The organism is Thalassolituus sp. (assembly GCF_034111725.1).
Classification (GTDB): Bacteria; Pseudomonadota; Gammaproteobacteria; order Pseudomonadales; family Oceanobacteraceae; genus Thalassolituus.
This window is the reverse complement of sequence record NZ_JAWUWR010000073.1, coordinates 27,034-45,180: the sequence shown is the minus strand read 5'-3', so window position 1 is coordinate 45,180 and position 18,147 is coordinate 27,034. Positions and strand designations below refer to the sequence as shown.

The following is an 18,147-nucleotide window of genomic DNA, read 5'->3' as shown; positions in this document are numbered from 1 at the left end:
CTAATATGTCGGCATTTCCTGAACCGATAAACGGCGGTACGAGTTCAACTGTTGCTGGGGCAAATTTGTCGACCAAGAAAAAGATGACGATGGGCAAAAAATCGATTAGTAACTTCATTCGCTAGTTGGCTTCTGTGCATTTACAATGGAGGGCATTATGTATTAACCCACTACGAGCGTCCATGTGAACTCCGAAATTGATCTGCATTGCCACAGTACCGCCTCCGACGGCAAATTATCTGCCCCCGATGTTGTTAGTCGGGCAGCTGAGCGCGGGGTGAAGATCTTGGCGATTACAGACCACGATACTGTCGAGGGGTTCCGTCTGGGGCGCGAAAAAGCGGCCGAAGTTGGAATTCAATTGATTTCGGGCATAGAGCTGTCGTGTGTCTGGGGGGGAATAACAATACATATTGTTGGTTTGAACTTCGATCCAGAATCCGATGTGATGCGCGAAGCTGAAGCAGCACAAACCGTCGCGCGTGAATCACGCTCAGTGTTGATTGCTGAGCGGGTCGGCAAGCGTATTAAGCAAACGTTTGATCTGGATGCCGTGCGCGAGTATGCCGGTGGCGAGGCTATTGGGCGGCCACATTTTGCTCAATACATGATTGATCAAGGTTGGGTGCCGAATATGGCAGTGGCCTTTAACAAGTATCTGGGGGCAGGCAAGCCGGGCGATGTGAAAGCGAGTTGGCCAGAACTCGCACAAGCAACTGAGTGGATCGTTGCTGCTGGCGGCACGGCCGTCATGGCCCATGCTCATTTATACAAGATGACACGAACGAAACTGAAAGCGTGTTTGCAGGATTTTAAAGATGCCGGCGGCCAAGGGTTAGAAGTAGCTTACGGTAATATGGATGCCAATCAGCTCGGACAAATGTCGGCGTTGGCACGAGAAATGGATTTATTAGGTTCCTGCGGTAGTGATTTTCATGGTCCTAATCGATTTGGTTTGGATTTGGGGGTAATGCCTACATTTCCGAAGGACGTGACGCCAGTATGGGCTTCATGGTCTTAATTTTTTAGAGGTTAGAGTGTGAGTCAGTTTTTTCAAATACATCCAGAAAATCCCCAGCAACGTTTAATCAAACAAGCGGCTGAGATTATTCGCGGCGGCGGTTTAGCCGTCATTCCTACCGATTGCGCCTATGCCTTGGCGTGTCGCTTAGGTGATAAAAATGCGACTGAGCGCCTGCATCGTCTGCGTCAGTTGGGTCCTAAGCATAATTTCACCTTACTTTGCCGTGATTTGTCCGAGCTGTCGTTATTCGCAAAAGTCGATAACAGCCAGTATCGCTTGTTAAAGGCCCATACGCCGGGTGCTTTTACCTTTATTTTGCCGGGTACGCGCGAAGTTCCAAGGCTGCTGATGCATCCGAAAAAACGCACCATTGGTATTCGAGTGCCGGCCAATGCGATTGCGATGGCATTGCTAGAAGAAATGAACGAACCCTTAATGACGACATCTTTGATTATGCCGGGCGAGATCATGCCTTTGTCAGACCCTTACGATATTCGTCAAATGCTAGAACATCAGTTAGATCTCGTTGTTGACGGCGGTTATTGTGGCATTGAGGCCACCACAGTCATTGATATGACGGAAGAGGCACCAGAGCTTCTGCGTCAGGGTGTTGGAGATGCTTCCGCATTCCTGTAAACCTCGTCTTAAAACCGGTATGATGGCGCGCTTTATTATTGGCAGAATCAACGAGTAAGCCACATGAGCAAACAGCGTGTATTAACCGGTATCACCACCACGGGTACGCCGCACTTAGGTAACTATGTTGGGGCGATCCGTCCTGCGATTGAAGCCAGCCGCGATACTAACAATGAATCGTTTTATTTTTTGGCGGATTACCACGCCCTGATTAAGTGTCAGGACCCTGCGGCGGTGCATCAATCGACCAAAGAGATTGCTGCTACGTGGCTAGCGTTGGGCTTAGATACAGATAATGCCGTGTTCTATCGCCAATCAGATATTCGCGAAATACCAGAACTGACATGGATGCTGAATTGTATTTGTGCCAAGGGTTTGATGAATCGTGCCCATGCCTACAAAGGCGCTGTCGACGTCAATATCGCTGAAGGCGAAGATGCTGATAAAGCCATTACTATGGGCTTGTTTAGCTATCCTGTGCTGATGGCCGCCGACATTTTAATGTTTGGTGCGCACAAAGTACCTGTTGGCAAAGACCAAATTCAGCACGTTGAAATGGCGCGCGATATGGCTCAGCGTTTCAACCACATTTACTGCAAAAAAGAACCTTTGTTGACGCTACCCAACTTCCAAGTTGATGACAATGTTGCAGTTTTACAGGGTTTAGACGGTCGCAAGATGAGTAAGAGCTACGGCAATACCATCCCGCTATTTCTAGGCGAAAAACAGCTGAAAAAGCACATCAACAAGATCAAAACTAACTTGCTTGAGCCGGGTGAAGCGAAAGACCCCGACACTTCAACGGTTTTTCAAATTTGGCAGGCATTTGCGACACCAGAGCAAACAGCAGAAATGCGCCAAGCCTTCGCCGATGGCATTGGCTGGGGTGATGCTAAAGCTCAGTTGTTTGCGCTTGTTAACGCTGAAGTAGCTGAAGCTCGTGAGCGCTATGAAGACTTAATGGCACGTCCTGCGGATATCGAAGCCGAGTTACAAAAAGGTGCGATCAAAGCCCGCGCCGTCGCTGCGCCTTTGTTAGAGAAGATCCGCGAGTCGGTCGGTATTTTCGGTTTGGCGTGAAGCCAACAGCAATGCTAGGGTGTCTAGTCAGCCTCGTAAGGATTACGAGGCGTTCGAATTTAATAGGAAAGAGGAATTAAATTGAGTTCTGTTGATCCGCAGAGGCGGGTGGTATCGGGTATGCGTCCTACGGGGCGTCTTCATCTTGGGCATTATCACGGCGTCCTGAAAAATTGGGTGCGTCTTCAGCATGAATATGAATGTTTCTTCTTTGTTGCCGATTGGCATGCACTGACGACCGACTACGGTAATTCAGAACATATCGCTAAGGCGACATGGGACATGGTGGTGGATTGGTTGGCAACGGGTGTACACCCTGGTTCTGCTAATTTGTTTATTCAAAGTCGAGTACCAGAGCAAGCTGAGCTGCACATGCTCTTGTCTATGATTACGCCGTTGAGTTGGCTGGAGCGTGTTCCTGCTTATAAAGATCACCAAGCGGAACTGAAAGAGAAAGACCTCGCGACCTACGGTTTCCTTGGCTACCCATTACTGCAAGCGGCCGACATTTTGGCCTATCGAGGCGGACTAGTGCCCGTTGGTGCTGATCAAGTTGCGCATATTGAAATCGCGCGAGACGTAGCGCGGCGATTTAATCATCTATACGGCAGCGAGACGGACTTCGAAGCCAATGCTGAAATGGCAATTCGCAAATTGGGTAAAAAGGCGGGGCGTTTGTACAGCGAGTTGCGTCAAGCGTATACCAGTCATGGCGATGCCAATGCCTTACTGACCGCGCAAGCGCTGATAAAAGAGCAAAGTAATATCACTCTGGGCGACAAAGAACGCTTGATGGGATACATCGTTGGCATGGGGAAAAGTATCTTGCCTGAGCCGCAAATTATTCTCAGTGATGCGGCCAAAATGCCAGGGCTAGATGGTGCGAAAATGTCGAAATCAAACGACAATACGATTTCTTTGCGGGCTTCGCCTGACAAAATCGAAAAGAAAATTCGCAATATGCCGACCGATCCGGCGCGGATTCGTTTAACCGATCCGGGTGAACCGACGCGCTGTCCTGTGTGGCAATTTCATGAAGTGTATTCTGATGAGAAAATACGCGCGACCGTACAAAAGAATTGCACCAATGCCGCTTGGGGTTGTTTAGAGTGCAAACAGTTGGTGATTGACGCCATTGTGGCAGAGCAAGCGCCGATTCGTGAACGCGGCAAGCAATATGAAGAGAATACTGATCTGGTTCACAGTATCATTGCCGAGGGAACTGAGCGGGCACGTGATGCTGCTCGCGCAACATTGGAAGAAGTACGCGATGCCATGGGGCTCGCTTATCGCTAAAGCCCAGTATTGTTAATTTCCAGTATCGTCGTAATTAATGTGCGTTAAGTCCGTGAGGCCTGAATGAGCGAAGTCGAAATCACCAACCCTTTGTATACCGGCCGTGTCGGTAGACAAGCGCGTCAGGGCGAAATGCCGTTTGCCTTAGTGCAGGGGCAGCCCATGACGCAGTTGCCGTTGGATTTGTACATTCCGCCTGATGCACTAGAAGTCATTCTTGAGCAGTTTGAAGGCCCACTCGATTTACTCCTGTACCTTATTCGCAAGCAAAACCTCGATATTTTAGAGGTCAACGTTTCCGACATCGTAGATCAGTACCTGCAATACATAGAAATGATGCAAGCCATGCAGCTAGAGCTGGCGGGTGAGTATTTGGTCATGGCGGCTATGCTGGCCGAAATCAAAAGCCGTGTATTACTGCCGCGTAATCAAGATGCCGAAGACGGCGAAGAGGAAGATCCGCGTGCCGAGTTGCTACGCCGTTTGCAAGAATATGAACGCTTTAAAGATGCGGCAGAGCAAATAGATGAACTGCCACGACTAGAGCGTGATGTATTTACTGCCATTATTGATGCTCCGGATCGCATTCAGGAACGCGTTCACCCAGAAGTGGACATGCGTGAAATGATGTTGGCGCTCGCTTCAGTGATACGGCGAGCTGAGCGTTTTGAACACCATGAAATTCAGCGCGAGCAGTTATCTACGCGTGAGCGCATGAGCGACGTGCTTGAAGCGTTGAAAGGCGGGCATTTTGTACCCTTCCGCAATTTATTTTCGCCAGAAGAAGGGAAGCTCGGAGTTGTCGTTACATTTTTAGCCATTCTTGAGCTAATTAAAGAGTCGACGATTGATATCGTCCAGCATGAATTGTTTGGCGTGATCCATTTGAAATTGAGGGTGGCATGAGTCAACCGGCCTTAAAAATTATTATCGAAGCCGCTTTGATGGCAGCGGGTTCGCCGTTATCGGTAGAGCGCATTCAAACTCTGTTTGATGAAGATCAACAGCCCAGTCCGAGTGACATTCAACAAGCCTTAACTGAGTTGAAAAACGATCTTTTAGGGCGCGGTGTTGAGATTGCTGAAGTGGCGTCAGGTTATCGGCTGCAAGTTAGAGCCAGTGTGGCGGGTTGGGTCGCGCGTTTATGGGAAGAAAAACCACAACGTTATTCGCGTGCCTTGCTTGAAACTTTAGCCCTGATTGCTTATCGCCAACCAGTAACCCGCGGTGATATCGAAGATGTGCGCGGAGTTGTCGTTAGCTGTGGTACAATGAAAACTCTTTTGGAACGTGAATGGGTAAGAATCGTCGGCCATCGTGATGTGCCGGGGCGGCCAGCCATGTACGCGACTACGCGCGAATTCCTCGATTATTTCGGTCTTAAGTCGTTGGAAGATTTACCGTCACTGATGGAAATTCGTGAGTTGGACGATGCCAATCGTAAGTTGGAGTTGGGTGATGATGCCGAGGCGCGGCAAGCGCCAGCTACGGACTATCGTTTTACCACCGACGAAGAAGCCGCGGAACGCAGCGCCGGTGTACTGGCTGCGACCGATGAAGATTTAGCCAAAGCCGCCGCTTTACTGGCGCAAGTAGAAGACAATGTGTTTGAAGAAGCCAGCGAAGAAAACGGTGGTGGGCGTAAAGTACGGGATCTTGGTCAGTTGCTAGAGCGCTTAGAGGCGTCGGAAAAAGCCAAACGCGAGCAAGAAGCTCAGGATGCTGATGGTGCAGAAGAGACAGCCGCTGACGAAAGTGAAGAAGAATCAACGAGTGATGACACTCAAGAGCGCGTTTCAATGGATGAAGCGCAAGTTAATGAACACGCAGTATCGTCGGGTGACGTGACTGATCGTGTAATCGATGAAGATAAAAAACCCCATGAATGAACGAATTCAAAAACTGCTGGCTATTGCTGGTGTTGCTTCTCGTCGCGAAGTTGAGCGCTGGATTGCTGAAGGCCGTGTCACGGTTAACGGCGTAACGGCTCAATTGGGCGACCGCGCTGGACGTCACGATGATATCCGCGTTGATGGCCGTAAAATGGAAGTGGAAGAAGCAGGCCGCTCACGTCGAGTATTGGCTTACAACAAGCCGATTGGTGAAGTGTGTACGCGTAACGATCCTGATGGTCGTCCTACCGTTTTCGATCACTTACCAAAAACCAAAGGCGAACGTTGGATTAACGTTGGCCGTTTGGATATCAATACTAGTGGTTTGTTACTGTTTACCACCGACGGTGATTTGGCCAACAAATTGATGCATCCATCGACGGGTGTCGACCGTGAATACGCTGTGCGTGTGCGTGGTGAGGTTGATGATGAGATGATCGAACGCCTTAAAGAAGGCGTGTTGTTAGAGGACGGCGTTGCTCGTTTTACCGATGTGAAATTCTTTGATGGTGATGGCCAGAATAAGTGGTATCACGTCGTGGTTATGGAAGGTCGTAACCGCGAAGTGCGTCGCCTATGGGAAAGCCAAGGTATTACGGTTAGCCGCCTAAAACGTGTGCGTTACGGCTGTATTTTTATGCCGGCCAATGTGCCTGTTGGTACTTGGGTCGAGCTAGGCCAGCGTGAAGTTAACGATCTAGCGGATCTCGTGGGTATCAACCATAAGCGCACTAAGCGCATGGTGGGCCGCGAAAAAGAGCAGTTTGATCGGCAGGCGAAACGTCAGAAAATTCGTCAGCAGGTGGGTTCAAAACCTAAGCCACCGAAAGCACCAGAGTAAATTTGGTACTGGTTCTGCAGGACAATCTATTGGCCTGCTAGATGAAATAGAAAAGGGGATTCATGTTTTGCATGAATCCCCTTTTTTATTCTGCTAATTCTAACTAGCGATTTGGATTTGGTGTCGGCAAAATTTGGTTGTCGAGCGGTTCGGGTATCGCCATATCGCAATCACTGATGACGCAGTTTCGACCATGCTTTTTGGCCACGTAGAGCGCCTCATCCGCTCGGGTAATCAGAGATTCCATGGAATCATCACCTTTTAAACTTGAACAGCCGATACTTGCGCTAACTTGAAGCGTACCTTTATCGCCTGTGAATCGTAATTCATTGATGCTCATGCGGATGCGTTCGGCAATACGTAAGGCTCCAGCCTCTTCTGCGCTACTGAGCATGATTAGAAATTCTTCACCGCCGTAACGAAAGCACATATCCGTTTGGCGAATGCAATCGGTCATCGAAAGTACCGCTTCCTTTAGTACTCTATCGCCCATACCGTGGCCGAACTCGTCGTTCACTCGTTTAAAGTGATCTAGGTCGAGCATCAGTATCGATAGCTCTTGACCATGACGTTTCGCGAGTTCAATTTCACGCGACAAGGTCTTATCCAAGGCTACACGATTGCCTGCACCCGTAAGAGGATCACGGAAGGCTGCGGCGAGTGCCTCGTGGTAACGTAAGGCATTGCGCAGTGGGTACACTAGGGTGGACAGCAACCCTTCGATATTCGCAAGTTCGTGCTCGCGGAATCGGGTTGAGCGATGGAACATTAAATCACCCATATAATCTTGTTGGGTCTGCAGGCGATAGCTGGCGCTATGAACGCTGGCCTTGCCCTGACTTAATAAAATATTGTTAGGCGCATGATTAAATGTCAGGCCATCAATTAAAACTGCCTGCTTGATCTCGTTGAAAAAGATCTCAATCAGCTGGCTGAGTTCCAGTGTGGTTTGCAGTTTGCCGGATAATTTGAGCAGTACTTCCGGACGAATATCCGGCCGTGGCGCTAAGTCGCCAAACGGCATGACGACTTTTTCATCGCGGAGTTCTGCTCTACCGTTGCTATGTAACGGACTGACCATGAGCTACCTCATTAAATGGTGATTGCATCTGCAGAGGTGATAAGCGATTTCTATGCCATTATTGAAAATTAAATAAAATCGAATAAAAACAAATAGTTATAAAGTATAGCGGGTAGGAGAGTGGCAAGGGGTTGGCAAATTGACGCCATGAGACTAGATCTGCCAGCCAAAAAAATGACTGTTCAGTAATGAAAAAGCGGCGATTAATCGCCGCTTTTTTCGTTTTTAGCTAACGCAGTGGCCTATCAGGCTACTTCGGCTGAGCATCAAGGCTTTGGCAATGCGTGCCAATGGACGCTGGACTCATTAAGTGTAGATAAAGCGGCATGATAGCGGCAGCTTCTGTCACTGTTGCTGGATCTTCCGCCGGATACGCTGCCGCTCGCATGGTAGTACGAGTTGCACCGGGATTAATACTGTTCACACGAACCTGACTGGTATTTTCCAGTTCTTGCGCCATGACTTGCATTAGCCCTTCGGTGGCGAATTTTGATACCGAATAAGCACCCCAATAGGCACGACCTTCGCGGCCGACACTGCTGGTTGTGAAAATAACCGATGCATCTGCGGGTGCAGATCGCAACAGTGGCAGTAAGTGCTTCATCAAAGCAAATTGGCCGTTGACGTTAATTTGCATCACTTTCTGCCATGTATTGAAATCATAGTTTTCAAGAGTAGTGCGTTGCCCTAGAACCGAGGCATTCAGCAGGACGCCGTCAAGATGGTTGAAGTTTTCGTTAATGAGAGCAGCTAATTGACGGAAAAGATCTTCGTCTTTTTGCTCAAGATCAAAAGGCAGTACCGCGGCTTGTGGCAGATTCTCGGCTTCGATCAAATCGTAGGTGTCGTTCAGTGCCTCTTGGGTACGGCCAAGCAATAAAACTGTCGCACCAGCACGGGCGTAGGTTAGGGCAGCTTCGCGGCCAATGCCATAGCCTGCTCCTGTCACTAAAATGACGCGGCCCGCTAAAATTTGATCGTTTTGTTCAGTCATTGTTCGGTCTCAATAGGTGGTGGCGGCAACAGCGGCAAAGGTGTCGGGCAAACTGCCGGTGGAAGTTTGCCGCCATGCTGGTGGAATATCAATAACGTCTCAAGCTTGGTGTGCTGCGATGAGCGTTAATAAGTCGATCGGTTGTTCAATCCAAAGATCGACTGGCCATAAACTGCCATCGTCGCTGGCCTCGAGATAACCAAATCGGGCAGCGATGGCCAGCATGCCTGCGGCTTTGGCGGCTTCCATATCGCGTAAATGATCACCGACATACCAACATTCGCTGGCGTTGACGTTCAGCTGCTGTGCGCCAAGAAGCAGCGCATCGGGAGCGGGTTTTGATTGGCTAACATCTTCTGGGCAAATCACGCTGTCACATCGAATCCCCAAATTAGCGAGCAATGGGTCGGTGTAGGCACGAGGCTTATTGGTGGCAATACCCCAGCGGATTCCTGCAGCTTCGATACCTTTGATGGTTTCATCAAAGCCCGGAAAATAACCGCTTAGGCTGCCAAGGCAGGCGCTGTATTTATTCAGCACGCGCATACGATAGGCTTGAATTTCGGGGTGGTCGGCCGTGACTTCGAAGGTCAGACACGCCAAGGCAATACCGCCATTGCTCACCTGTTCACGAATGCGTTCGTGTTCAAGTGCTGCCAAGCCTTCGTCGGCACGTAAGCTATTAACCACATCGTAAAAATCAGGTGCGGTATCGACGAGTGTGCCGTCTAGGTCAAATAATATGGCCTTAGGTTGCGTTAGTTTCATGCCTCAGCATCATCTTTACGCGTAGCGACCAAATAGTTCACGCTCACATCGAGGTCTTTCAGGCTGTAGTCTTTGGTGATCGGGTTATACACCATGCCAGTCATATGGGTCACCGATAAATCTGCGGCGCGACACCAGCGTGTGAGTTCACTCGGTTTTATAAATTTACTGTAGTCGTGGGTGCCGGCTGGCAGCATACGTAGCAGATATTCTGCGCCGATAATCGCCATTGCATAGGCTTTGGGATTGCGATTAAGCGTTGAGAAGAATACGTGGCCGCCCGGTTTTACTAGGGTTTGACAGGCTTTAATGATCGAGGCTGGATCTGGCACATGCTCTAGCATTTCCAAGCAAGTAACGACGTCGAAGCTTCCCGGCATTTCAGCCGCCAGTTGTTCTACGGCAACTTGACGATATTGAACGCTAACACCAGATTCTAATGCATGCAGCTTGGCGACATTCAACGGTGCAGCACCTAAATCGATACCCATCACGTCGGCACCACGTTGCGCCATCGCTTCGCTGAGAATGCCACCGCCGCACCCCACATCTAATACGCGCTTTCCGGCTAAGCTTGCATGACGATCAATGTAGTTAGTGCGTAATGGATTGATATCGTGCAGCGGCTTGAATTCGCTATCCATATCCCACCAACGTGACGCTAGGGCTTCAAACTTAGCGATTTCGGCGTGATCGACATTGCTTTTGATGGCGGCGCTTGCGGTAACTTCGGTCATATTAAAATCCTATTAAGCGTTGGCTATCTGTTGCTGCCAGTACTGTGTCTGTTGACGTAAAGTATCTTCGTTTAAGGTGGTTAACTCGCCGCTATTGAGCAAGGCTTTACCAGCCACCCATACGTATTCTGTAGCACGACTGCTATCGGTGTAGACCAGCTGTGAAATTGGATCATACATGGGCTGCTGTGCCAAACCGGTGAGTTTCACCGCTTGTAAATCGGCCCATTTGCCGACGCTAATAGAACCCGTCTGCTCGTCGATTCCTAGCGCTTTAGCGCCACCCATTGTCGCAGCATATAGGGCTTGGCTTGCTGGGAATGCACCGGCATCGGCGGCAACCGCTTTGGCCAGCATAGCAGCGGTTTTCAATTCACCTTGGATGTTTAAATCGTTATTACTGGCGGCGCCATCCGTTCCTAATGCCACGGTAATTCCCGCATTTAAAAATTTCTGGGTTGGACTAAAACCACTGGCCAGTTTTAAATTCGACTCAGGACAATGAACAATCGAAGCCCCAGCATGCTGCAACAATTGAATATCGCTGTCGTTGATTTGCGTCATGTGCACGCAGCTGACACGCTCTGTAAGAAAACCTAAATCAGCTAAGCGTTGCGTCGGGCGTACGCCGTATAGTTCCAAGCTTTGCTCAACTTCAAAAGCGGTTTCATGCAAGTGAATTTGCACAGGCATGTTCAACTGATCGGCGAGCATAGTGATTTCTTTGAGCGGCTCGTCGGATACGGTATAGGGCGCGTGAGGGCCAAGACCGAGTGTTACTAATGGCTCGTGACGGAAGCGTTCGTGTGCTGCCAATGCTTTGCGAATGTACTCGTCGGCGTTTTGCGCGAAGTTGGTGGGGAAATCGAGAATCGGTGTAAAAGCAACACTGCGGATGCCCGTATCAATCGACGCTCGTACGCTGTCTTCCGGAAAGAAATACATATCTGCAAAGGTCGTGGTGCCGCATTTCAGCATTTCAGCAATGGCTAGCTGGGTGCCTTGATAAACAAATTCGCTATTAACCCATTGGCCTTCTGCGGGCCATATGTGTTCTTGCAGCCAAGTCATTAAGGGCAGATCGTCGGCCAAGCCGCGAAACAACGACATGGCGGCATGACCGTGAGCATTAATATAGCCAGGCAGAAGTGCATGCTCATTGAGTTCGATGGTCTCATCGGCCGTCCAAGTCGTGTTGTCTAAGCCTTCTATAGCGACTATTCGACCCTCTTTGATGAACACAGCTTTGTTGTTTTCAACCTCAGCTTGGCCGTCCATGATGATTAACCAGCGGGCATTGAGTCGCAGATCGGCGTGTTGTGTAGCCTGCATTCCGGATTGCCTTCTCACTATAAATAGTAGCAAGTATACCTAATCGGTTTAGGGCGGTGCGACTGCTAAGGGCGTTAACTTGGTAAAAAGCGGGTGGAATTAGCCAAATGAACGTAAAAAGGAGAGTGATTGTACTTATTTTGATCAATGGGAAGCTGGCGGTTTGGAGCAAAAACGGCTGAAATCGCCGTACAGGCGCTCTCATTAGGTATCTCGTTGTTTTGTGGTATCATTCAGCGCTTTATTGACGGGCTTGACCCTGTCATCCAAATAACAAGGACAGCATCATTCATATCGAATTTACGATGTGCGTGAGCCGAACTAAACGGGCCAGAAATTTATGGGTGAGTTAGCCAAAGAAGTTCTTCCGATTAACATTGAGGATGAGCTGCAGCAGTCGTATCTAGATTACGCGATGAGTGTAATTGTAGGACGTGCTCTGCCAGACGTGCGGGATGGTTTAAAACCCGTTCATCGACGCGTTCTGCATGCGATGAATGTTCTTGGAAACGATTGGAATAAACCCTATAAAAAATCCGCGCGTGTTGTTGGTGATGTGATCGGTAAATACCACCCGCACGGTGACTCTGCAGTTTACGATACCATCGTTCGTATGGCGCAAGATTTCTCTATGCGTTACACCTTAGTAGATGGCCAAGGTAACTTCGGTTCCGTAGATGGTGACTCGGCAGCAGCGATGCGTTACACCGAAATCCGTATGAAGAAAATCGCGCACGATATTTTGGCTGATATCGACAAAGAAACGGTAGATTGGGTGCCCAACTATGACGGCACTGAACTCATTCCCGCAGTAATGCCAACTCGCGTACCGAATCTATTGGTTAACGGTTCTTCTGGTATCGCGGTTGGTATGGCAACCAACATCCCGCCACACAACCTAACTGAAGTGTTGAATGGCTGTTTGGCGTTGATCGACAACCCCGATCTAACCATTGACGATTTGATGGAATATATTCCGGGCCCAGACTTCCCTACTGCCGCCTTTATCAATGGTCGCGACGGTATTGTAGAAGCTTATCGTACCGGCCGTGGCCGTATTTACTTGCGTGCACGTCATCATTTTGAAGAAGACGAACGTAACGGCAAGATCAGCATTATCTTCACCGAGATTCCATATCAGGTGAACAAAGCCCGCTTGATTGAAAAAATTGCGGAGCTGGTAAAAGAGAAGAAATTAGAAGGCATCACGGAGCTGCGCGACGAGTCTGATAAAGATGGTATGCGTATCGTGATTGAACTGCGTCGTAGCGAAATGCCAGAAGTAGTATTAAACAACCTGTTTGCGCAAACTCAGTTGCAAGGTGTGTTTGGTATTAACACGGTTGCCTTGGTTGACGGTCAGCCGCGTATTTTGAATTTGCGTCAATTGCTTGATGCCTTTATTAAGCATCGCCGCGAAGTTGTTACACGTCGTACCATTTACAATTTACGCAAAGCCCGTGAGCGTGGTCATTTATTAGAAGGCTTAGCGTTAGCGCTAGCCAATATTGATCCTGTTATTGCGCTGATCAAACAGTCGCCAACGGCTTCAGAAGCGAAAGAAGCTTTGATTGCTGCGGCGTGGCAGCCGGGCGATGTGTTGGATATGTTGGAGCGCGCTGGTGAAGACGCCTGTCGCCCTGATGATCTGCCAGAAGAGTTCGGTTTCCGCGACGGTCTTTACCATTTGTCACCAGCTCAAGCGCAAGCCATTCTTGATTTGCGCTTGCAAAAACTGACCGGCCTTGAGCACGAAAAACTGATCGAAGAATACCAAGTTAAATTAACTGAAATTGCTGAGTATTTAGAAATTCTTGGCAGTGGCGAACGTTTGATGGAAGTGATTCGTGAAGAGCTGGTGGCTATTCGTGAAGAATATGGCGACGAACGTAAAACTGAAATTATGGCCGTTAAGCGTGACTTGACGACTCGTGATTTAATTCCTGAAGAAACCTTAGTATTAACCCTTTCCCATGGTGGTTATGCCAAGACGCAACCGATGGATGCCTACCAAGCGCAGAAGCGTGGTGGTAAAGGTAAGTCAGCGGCTTCCGTTAAAGATGAAGATTTTATCGAACATCTGTTAGTGGTTAACAGCCATGACACGGTTCTATGTTTTACCGATGCCGGTAAGGTTTATTGGCTAACGGTTTACGATATTCCGCAAGCCAGTCGTAATGCTAAAGGTCGTCCGATTGTAAACGTGCTTAATCTTTCGGAAGAAGGCGAGCGCATTACTGCAATTCTGCCAGTACCAGAATACAGCGCAGAACGTTATGTGTTTATGGTGACTGCACGCGGTACGGTGAAGAAAACCACATTGGATCAATTCTCTCGTCCGCGTTCATCTGGCCTAATCGCCTGTGAATTGGATGAAGGCGATCACTTGGTTGGTGTTGCGATTACTGACGGCACGCAAGAAATATTGATGCTGAGCAATGCGGGTAAAGCGGTGCGCTTTAAAGAAACCGATGTGCGCGCTATGGGTCGAACAGCGCGCGGTGTACGTGGTATTCGCTTAGGTGAAGGTCAGCGTGTTATCTCGTTAATTATTCCTGAAGAAAATGGCGCAATTCTAACGGCCTCAGAGCGTGGTTATGGTAAGCGCACACTGGTTACTGAATTCCCAACCAAAGGCCGTGGTACTCAAGGCGTTATCGCTATGGTCACCAGTGAACGTAACGGTGCTTTAGTTGGCGCTGTGCAGGTGTTTGAAGGCGATGAAGTGATGCTGGTTAGTGATCAAGGCACGCTTGTTCGTACACGCACTAGCGAAGTGTCACTGCTCGGTCGTAACACTCAGGGCGTCACGCTGATTCGTATCGCTGATAAAGAAAAACTCGTTGGCGTTGAACGTATTTGTGATCCTGATGAAGATGAGCTGGTTATTGATGGTGTTGTCGTTGATGGCGAAGCTAGCGAGGTGGACACTGGGTTAGTCGACAATGCTGATGATTCAGTAACGGATGATGATGCTTCTGAATCTGAGGATGATGAAGAGGGCGACGCTGAATGAGTAATCTAGAACCTGGATATAAGGCCGAAGACGAAATCGATTTGTTTGATTTAATCGACGATATTAAATCAAAGTGGTACTGGTTGGTTGGTACTGCTTTTGTGGGTGTTGTTGTCGCAGTACTTTATGCGCTGCTGGCAACGCCGACATATCGTACCGAATTAGTCTATAAAGATGTCTCGGTAACTGGATTGAGTCAGTTAAATCAGCCGCGCCTGAAAGAAACGTATGAAGTAACTTCTGCTGGAACCGTGACGCGGAGGAAGGGGGAGGTTATTTTTTCTATATCGACTGACAAAGCGTTCAACGAAGTTAGAAGTGTTGCTCGTTCTGGTAGCGTAAAGCGTGATTTCTATGAAGGTCTTTTAGCCGATGAAAATGATGAATTAACGGCGTTAATCTACAATAATCAATTAACCGATGAACAAAATTTTAGTTTGTTTTCAGAGCGTATTGGATACGCAGATCCCGGCGCGAAAGAGAAGGGCGATTTGTATTTCAAAATCACCTTTGATCTCTCCGATCCTCAGTGGGCAACAACAGTTTTGAATCGTTACAGCGAATTTGTGTTGAATGAATATGCGCGCCGCGTAAAAGAACAGGTAGGCCTTGCAGTATCCAGTCAATTGGATCAATACCATGTTTGGGCTGATAATTTGCGCAGCAGTTACTTGGCTGATAAACAATTACGCATCGCGGAGTTGTCTGAAGCAGCGAAAGTAGCTGCAAGTATTGACCAGCAGCGACCTTTTTATAGTACTAGCGATTTTGTTGTTAGTAGCGAACCGCCGTTATACATGATGGGACAAAAAGCGTTGTTATCTGAGATCGAGCAATTAAAAAGTCGGTCTTCAGAGAATGGCGAGGATATGTATATCAAAGGTTTGCCCGAGTTGCTGTGGAATATTTCTCTGCTTGAAAGTTTAAGTATCGATTGGGATGGCGTTCAATACGTGCAACTTGATCAGCCAGCGATATTGCCATTGAGGCCAGTTAAACCTCGTAAAATGTTGATTGTAGCCTTGGGCGGAGTTGCCGGTTTTATGGCCGGTATTATGTTCGCTTTATTAGCCGCTGCTAATGTGCGTCGTAAAGAACAGAAGTCAGCGAGAAGAAGAGCAAAGCGCCCTCCGCATTGGGCCGCTTAAGCAAGCAAGTTGATTGAGTAATGCGCACACTAAGGTGCGCTTACTTGTTTAAATGTAAGTGACTTTGAGAACGAGTGTAAAAACACCATGAGTCGAGTATTTAATTTTTGTGCCGGTCCTGCAGCATTACCAGAAACTGTGCTTGAGCGCGCTGGAAAAGAACTAGCTAACTGGCATGAAAAGGGCTTATCCATCATGGAAATGAGCCACCGCAGCAAGGATTACGTTAGCGTCGCAGAAAAAGCTGAGCATGATTTACGCGACCTAATGAATATCCCGGACAATTATAAAGTCTTGTTTATGCAGGGTGGTGCGAGTAGTCAGTTCGCTATGGTTCCTATGAACTTATTGCGTGGTGGTAATAAAGCCGACTATATCAATACAGGGCAGTGGTCTATCAAGGCGATTGCCGAAGCTAAGCGTTACTGTGAAGTCAATATTGCTGCGACCACCGAAGGCAATGCATTTACCTCCGCACCTTCGCAGGATGAACTTAATTTAAGCGCCGATGCGGCTTATGTTCATTATTGTCCGAATGAAACCATTGGCGGTGTCGCTTTTGACTATATTCCTGATGTTGGCGATAAAGTTCTTGTCGCGGATTTCTCATCTTGCATTTTGTCTGAGCCGCTGGATGTGACCAAGTTTGGTTTGATTTACGCTGGTGCACAGAAGAATATTGGCCCTGCGGGATTGTGTGTTGTTATCGTGCGTGAAGACTTGCTTGGTGACACCGTTGCCGGAACGCCGACCATGTTTGACTATAAGGTTTGTGCCGATAACGCGTCTATGTACAACACACCGCCGACGTACAGCTGGTATTTAGCGGGCTTAGTGTTTGAGTGGCTGAAAGAGCAAGGTGGCTTGGAAGCCATTGCGAAGGTCAATCGCGGTAAAGCAGAAAAGCTTTATGCGTTTATTGACACCAATCCGTTTTATGCCAATCCAGTAGCAATACCGAATCGTTCCATTATGAACGTGCCATTTACTTTGGCGGATGCTTCTTTAGAAAAAGCTTTCTTAGCAGAAAGCGAAGCTGCAGGTTTATTAAACCTGGCGGGCCATCGCAGCGTTGGTGGCATGCGCGCAAGTATTTATAACGCCGTTTCAGAAGAAGCAGTAGATGCATTAATTGCATTTATGGCGGATTTTGCGCAGCGTAATAGCTAATTCATACTTTCTGACTATCGGAATATTCATGAGCGAAGCACAGGAACTTGATCAATTACGCCAGCAAATTGATGCGTTGGATCAACAGATCCAAGTATTGATTAATGAGCGGGCTAAATGTGCTCAGCAGGTTGCTGAGGTGAAGTATAAGTATGCGGAGCCTGGCAGCGTTGTTACCTTCTATCGCCCAGAACGAGAAGCGCAAGTATTGTTGAATGTCATGGCGCGCAATGAAGGACCATTACCGAATGAGTCCATTGCGCGCGTTTTCCGTGAAATTATGTCGCAATGTTTGGCACTCGAAGAGCCATTAACGATCGCTTATTTAGGTCCGCACGGTACGTTTACTCAACAGGCTGCGGTGAAGCATTTTGGCCATGCGGTGACCTGTGCTGGTCAGGTTTCTATTGCTGATGTCTTCCGTGAAGTGGAAAGTGGTTCTGCGCAATACGGTGTTGTGCCGGTGGAGAACTCGACTGAAGGTGTTGTTACTCATACGTTAGATAGCTTTTATGATTCGAATCTCTATATCTGCGGTGAAGTGACTCTGCGCATTCATCACCATATGTTGGTGAAATCATTAACGGATAATGTGCAGCGCATATACTCGCATGCGCAGTCGTTAGGTCAGTGCCGTTTATGGCTGGATCAAAACTTCCCTAATGTGGAGCGCATAGCCGTAAGTTCGAACGCAGAAGCGGCGCGTCGAGCATCTTCCGAAGTTGGCGCTGCTGCAATTGCTGGCGAAGCAGCGGCAGAGCTCTATGAGCTAGAAGTGCGTAATTCCAATATTGAAGATCGCCCGGATAACACCACGCGTTTTTTGATTATTGGTAAGCAAGAAACCATTCCAAGCGGTGATGATAAAACGTCGATTATGGTTTCTAGCCGTAACCAGCCGGGTGCTTTGTACAATGTATTAGCCCCATTTCATGAAGCGGGAGTCAGTTTGACCCGTATTGAAACTCGTCCGGATCATTCTGGTACGTGGAATTATTTGTTCTTTATTGATTTTGAAGGCCATAAAAATGATCAGCGTATTTCGCCATTAATGCAGCGTTTACGTGATGTGGCGGTCGATTTTAAGTGGTTAGGTTCATATCCTAAAGCTGTTCTTTGAGGTGACTTTATA

Annotated in this window: 16 protein-coding genes; 11 read left to right on the top strand and 5 right to left on the bottom strand. The window is 48.3% G+C overall.

Annotated elements, in window-relative coordinates; translation table 11 throughout:
- Nucleotides 1-184 precede the first annotated feature (184 nt).
- The 7 genes from UXZ23_RS12565 to rluB all read left to right on the top strand — a co-directional run bounded on the left by UXZ23_RS12565 (nt 185) and on the right by rluB (nt 6,769).
- Nucleotides 185-1,021 carry a PHP domain-containing protein gene (locus UXZ23_RS12565; protein ID WP_320820908.1) on the top strand — a complete coding sequence of 279 codons (837 nt, stop codon included), beginning with the start codon at nt 185-187 and terminating at the stop codon, nt 1,019-1,021.
- Nucleotides 1,022-1,039: 18 nt separating this feature from the next.
- Nucleotides 1,040-1,660 carry an L-threonylcarbamoyladenylate synthase gene (locus UXZ23_RS12560; protein ID WP_320820907.1) on the top strand — a complete coding sequence of 207 codons (621 nt, stop codon included), beginning with the start codon at nt 1,040-1,042 and terminating at the stop codon, nt 1,658-1,660.
- A gap of 63 nt (nt 1,661-1,723) precedes the next feature.
- Nucleotides 1,724-2,740, top strand: coding sequence for a tryptophan--tRNA ligase (gene trpS, locus UXZ23_RS12555; protein ID WP_320820906.1), 1,017 nt, complete (start codon nt 1,724-1,726; stop codon nt 2,738-2,740).
- 81 nt (nt 2,741-2,821) lie between these two features.
- The gene (locus tag UXZ23_RS12550) at nt 2,822-4,036 is read left to right on the top strand and encodes a tryptophan--tRNA ligase (RefSeq protein ID WP_320820905.1); all 1,215 of its coding nucleotides are present in this window, start codon (nt 2,822-2,824) and stop codon (nt 4,034-4,036) included.
- Between the two features lie 63 nt (nt 4,037-4,099).
- Nucleotides 4,100-4,942, top strand: coding sequence for a ScpA family protein (locus UXZ23_RS12545; protein ID WP_320820904.1), 843 nt, complete (start codon nt 4,100-4,102; stop codon nt 4,940-4,942).
- Entirely contained in the window at nt 4,939-5,925 is a 987-nt protein-coding gene (scpB, locus tag UXZ23_RS12540; protein WP_320820903.1) for an SMC-Scp complex subunit ScpB, read from the top strand. Before UXZ23_RS12545 ends, scpB begins: the two co-directional genes overlap by 4 nt.
- The gene (gene rluB, locus UXZ23_RS12535; RefSeq protein WP_015487417.1) at nt 5,918-6,769 is read left to right on the top strand and encodes a 23S rRNA pseudouridine(2605) synthase RluB; all 852 of its coding nucleotides are present in this window, start codon (nt 5,918-5,920) and stop codon (nt 6,767-6,769) included. The genes scpB and rluB overlap by 8 nt, the downstream gene beginning before the upstream one ends.
- 103 nt (nt 6,770-6,872) lie before the next feature.
- Here the strand turns inward: rluB and UXZ23_RS12530 are convergent, their stop codons facing one another.
- From UXZ23_RS12530 to UXZ23_RS12510, 5 genes are all read right to left on the bottom strand, one after another.
- Entirely contained in the window at nt 6,873-7,850 is a 978-nt protein-coding gene (locus UXZ23_RS12530; protein WP_320820902.1) for a GGDEF domain-containing protein, read from the bottom strand.
- Nucleotides 7,851-8,100: 250 nt separating this feature from the next.
- Complete coding sequence (locus UXZ23_RS12525) at nt 8,101-8,844, bottom strand: YciK family oxidoreductase (protein ID WP_276783156.1); 744 nt, start codon at nt 8,842-8,844, stop codon at nt 8,101-8,103.
- A gap of 99 nt (nt 8,845-8,943) precedes the next feature.
- Nucleotides 8,944-9,612, bottom strand: coding sequence for an HAD-IA family hydrolase (locus UXZ23_RS12520; RefSeq protein WP_320820901.1), 669 nt, complete (start codon nt 9,610-9,612; stop codon nt 8,944-8,946).
- Nucleotides 9,609-10,349 carry a bifunctional 2-polyprenyl-6-hydroxyphenol methylase/3-demethylubiquinol 3-O-methyltransferase UbiG gene (ubiG, locus tag UXZ23_RS12515; protein WP_320820900.1) on the bottom strand — a complete coding sequence of 247 codons (741 nt, stop codon included), beginning with the start codon at nt 10,347-10,349 and terminating at the stop codon, nt 9,609-9,611. The genes UXZ23_RS12520 and ubiG overlap by 4 nt, the downstream gene beginning before the upstream one ends.
- 12 nt (nt 10,350-10,361) lie before the next feature.
- On the bottom strand, nt 10,362-11,681 hold the full coding sequence (locus UXZ23_RS12510) for a TRZ/ATZ family hydrolase (RefSeq protein ID WP_320820899.1): 1,320 nt from the start codon (nt 11,679-11,681) through the stop codon (nt 10,362-10,364).
- Between the two features lie 340 nt (nt 11,682-12,021).
- On the opposite strand from UXZ23_RS12510, the gene gyrA reads away from it, so the two are divergent.
- The 4 genes from gyrA (at nt 12,022) to pheA (ending at nt 18,135) form a co-directional block, all read left to right on the top strand.
- On the top strand, nt 12,022-14,697 hold the full coding sequence (gyrA, locus tag UXZ23_RS12505; protein ID WP_320820898.1) for a DNA gyrase subunit A: 2,676 nt from the start codon (nt 12,022-12,024) through the stop codon (nt 14,695-14,697).
- The gene (locus tag UXZ23_RS12500; RefSeq protein WP_320820897.1) at nt 14,694-15,845 is read left to right on the top strand and encodes a Wzz/FepE/Etk N-terminal domain-containing protein; all 1,152 of its coding nucleotides are present in this window, start codon (nt 14,694-14,696) and stop codon (nt 15,843-15,845) included. Before gyrA ends, UXZ23_RS12500 begins: the two co-directional genes overlap by 4 nt.
- Nucleotides 15,846-15,932: 87 nt before the next feature.
- Entirely contained in the window at nt 15,933-17,015 is a 1,083-nt protein-coding gene (gene serC / locus UXZ23_RS12495) for a 3-phosphoserine/phosphohydroxythreonine transaminase (protein ID WP_320820896.1), read from the top strand.
- Between the two features lie 28 nt (nt 17,016-17,043).
- Nucleotides 17,044-18,135, top strand: coding sequence for a prephenate dehydratase (pheA, locus tag UXZ23_RS12490; protein ID WP_320820895.1), 1,092 nt, complete (start codon nt 17,044-17,046; stop codon nt 18,133-18,135).
- The last annotated feature ends 12 nt before the right edge of the window (nt 18,136-18,147 follow it).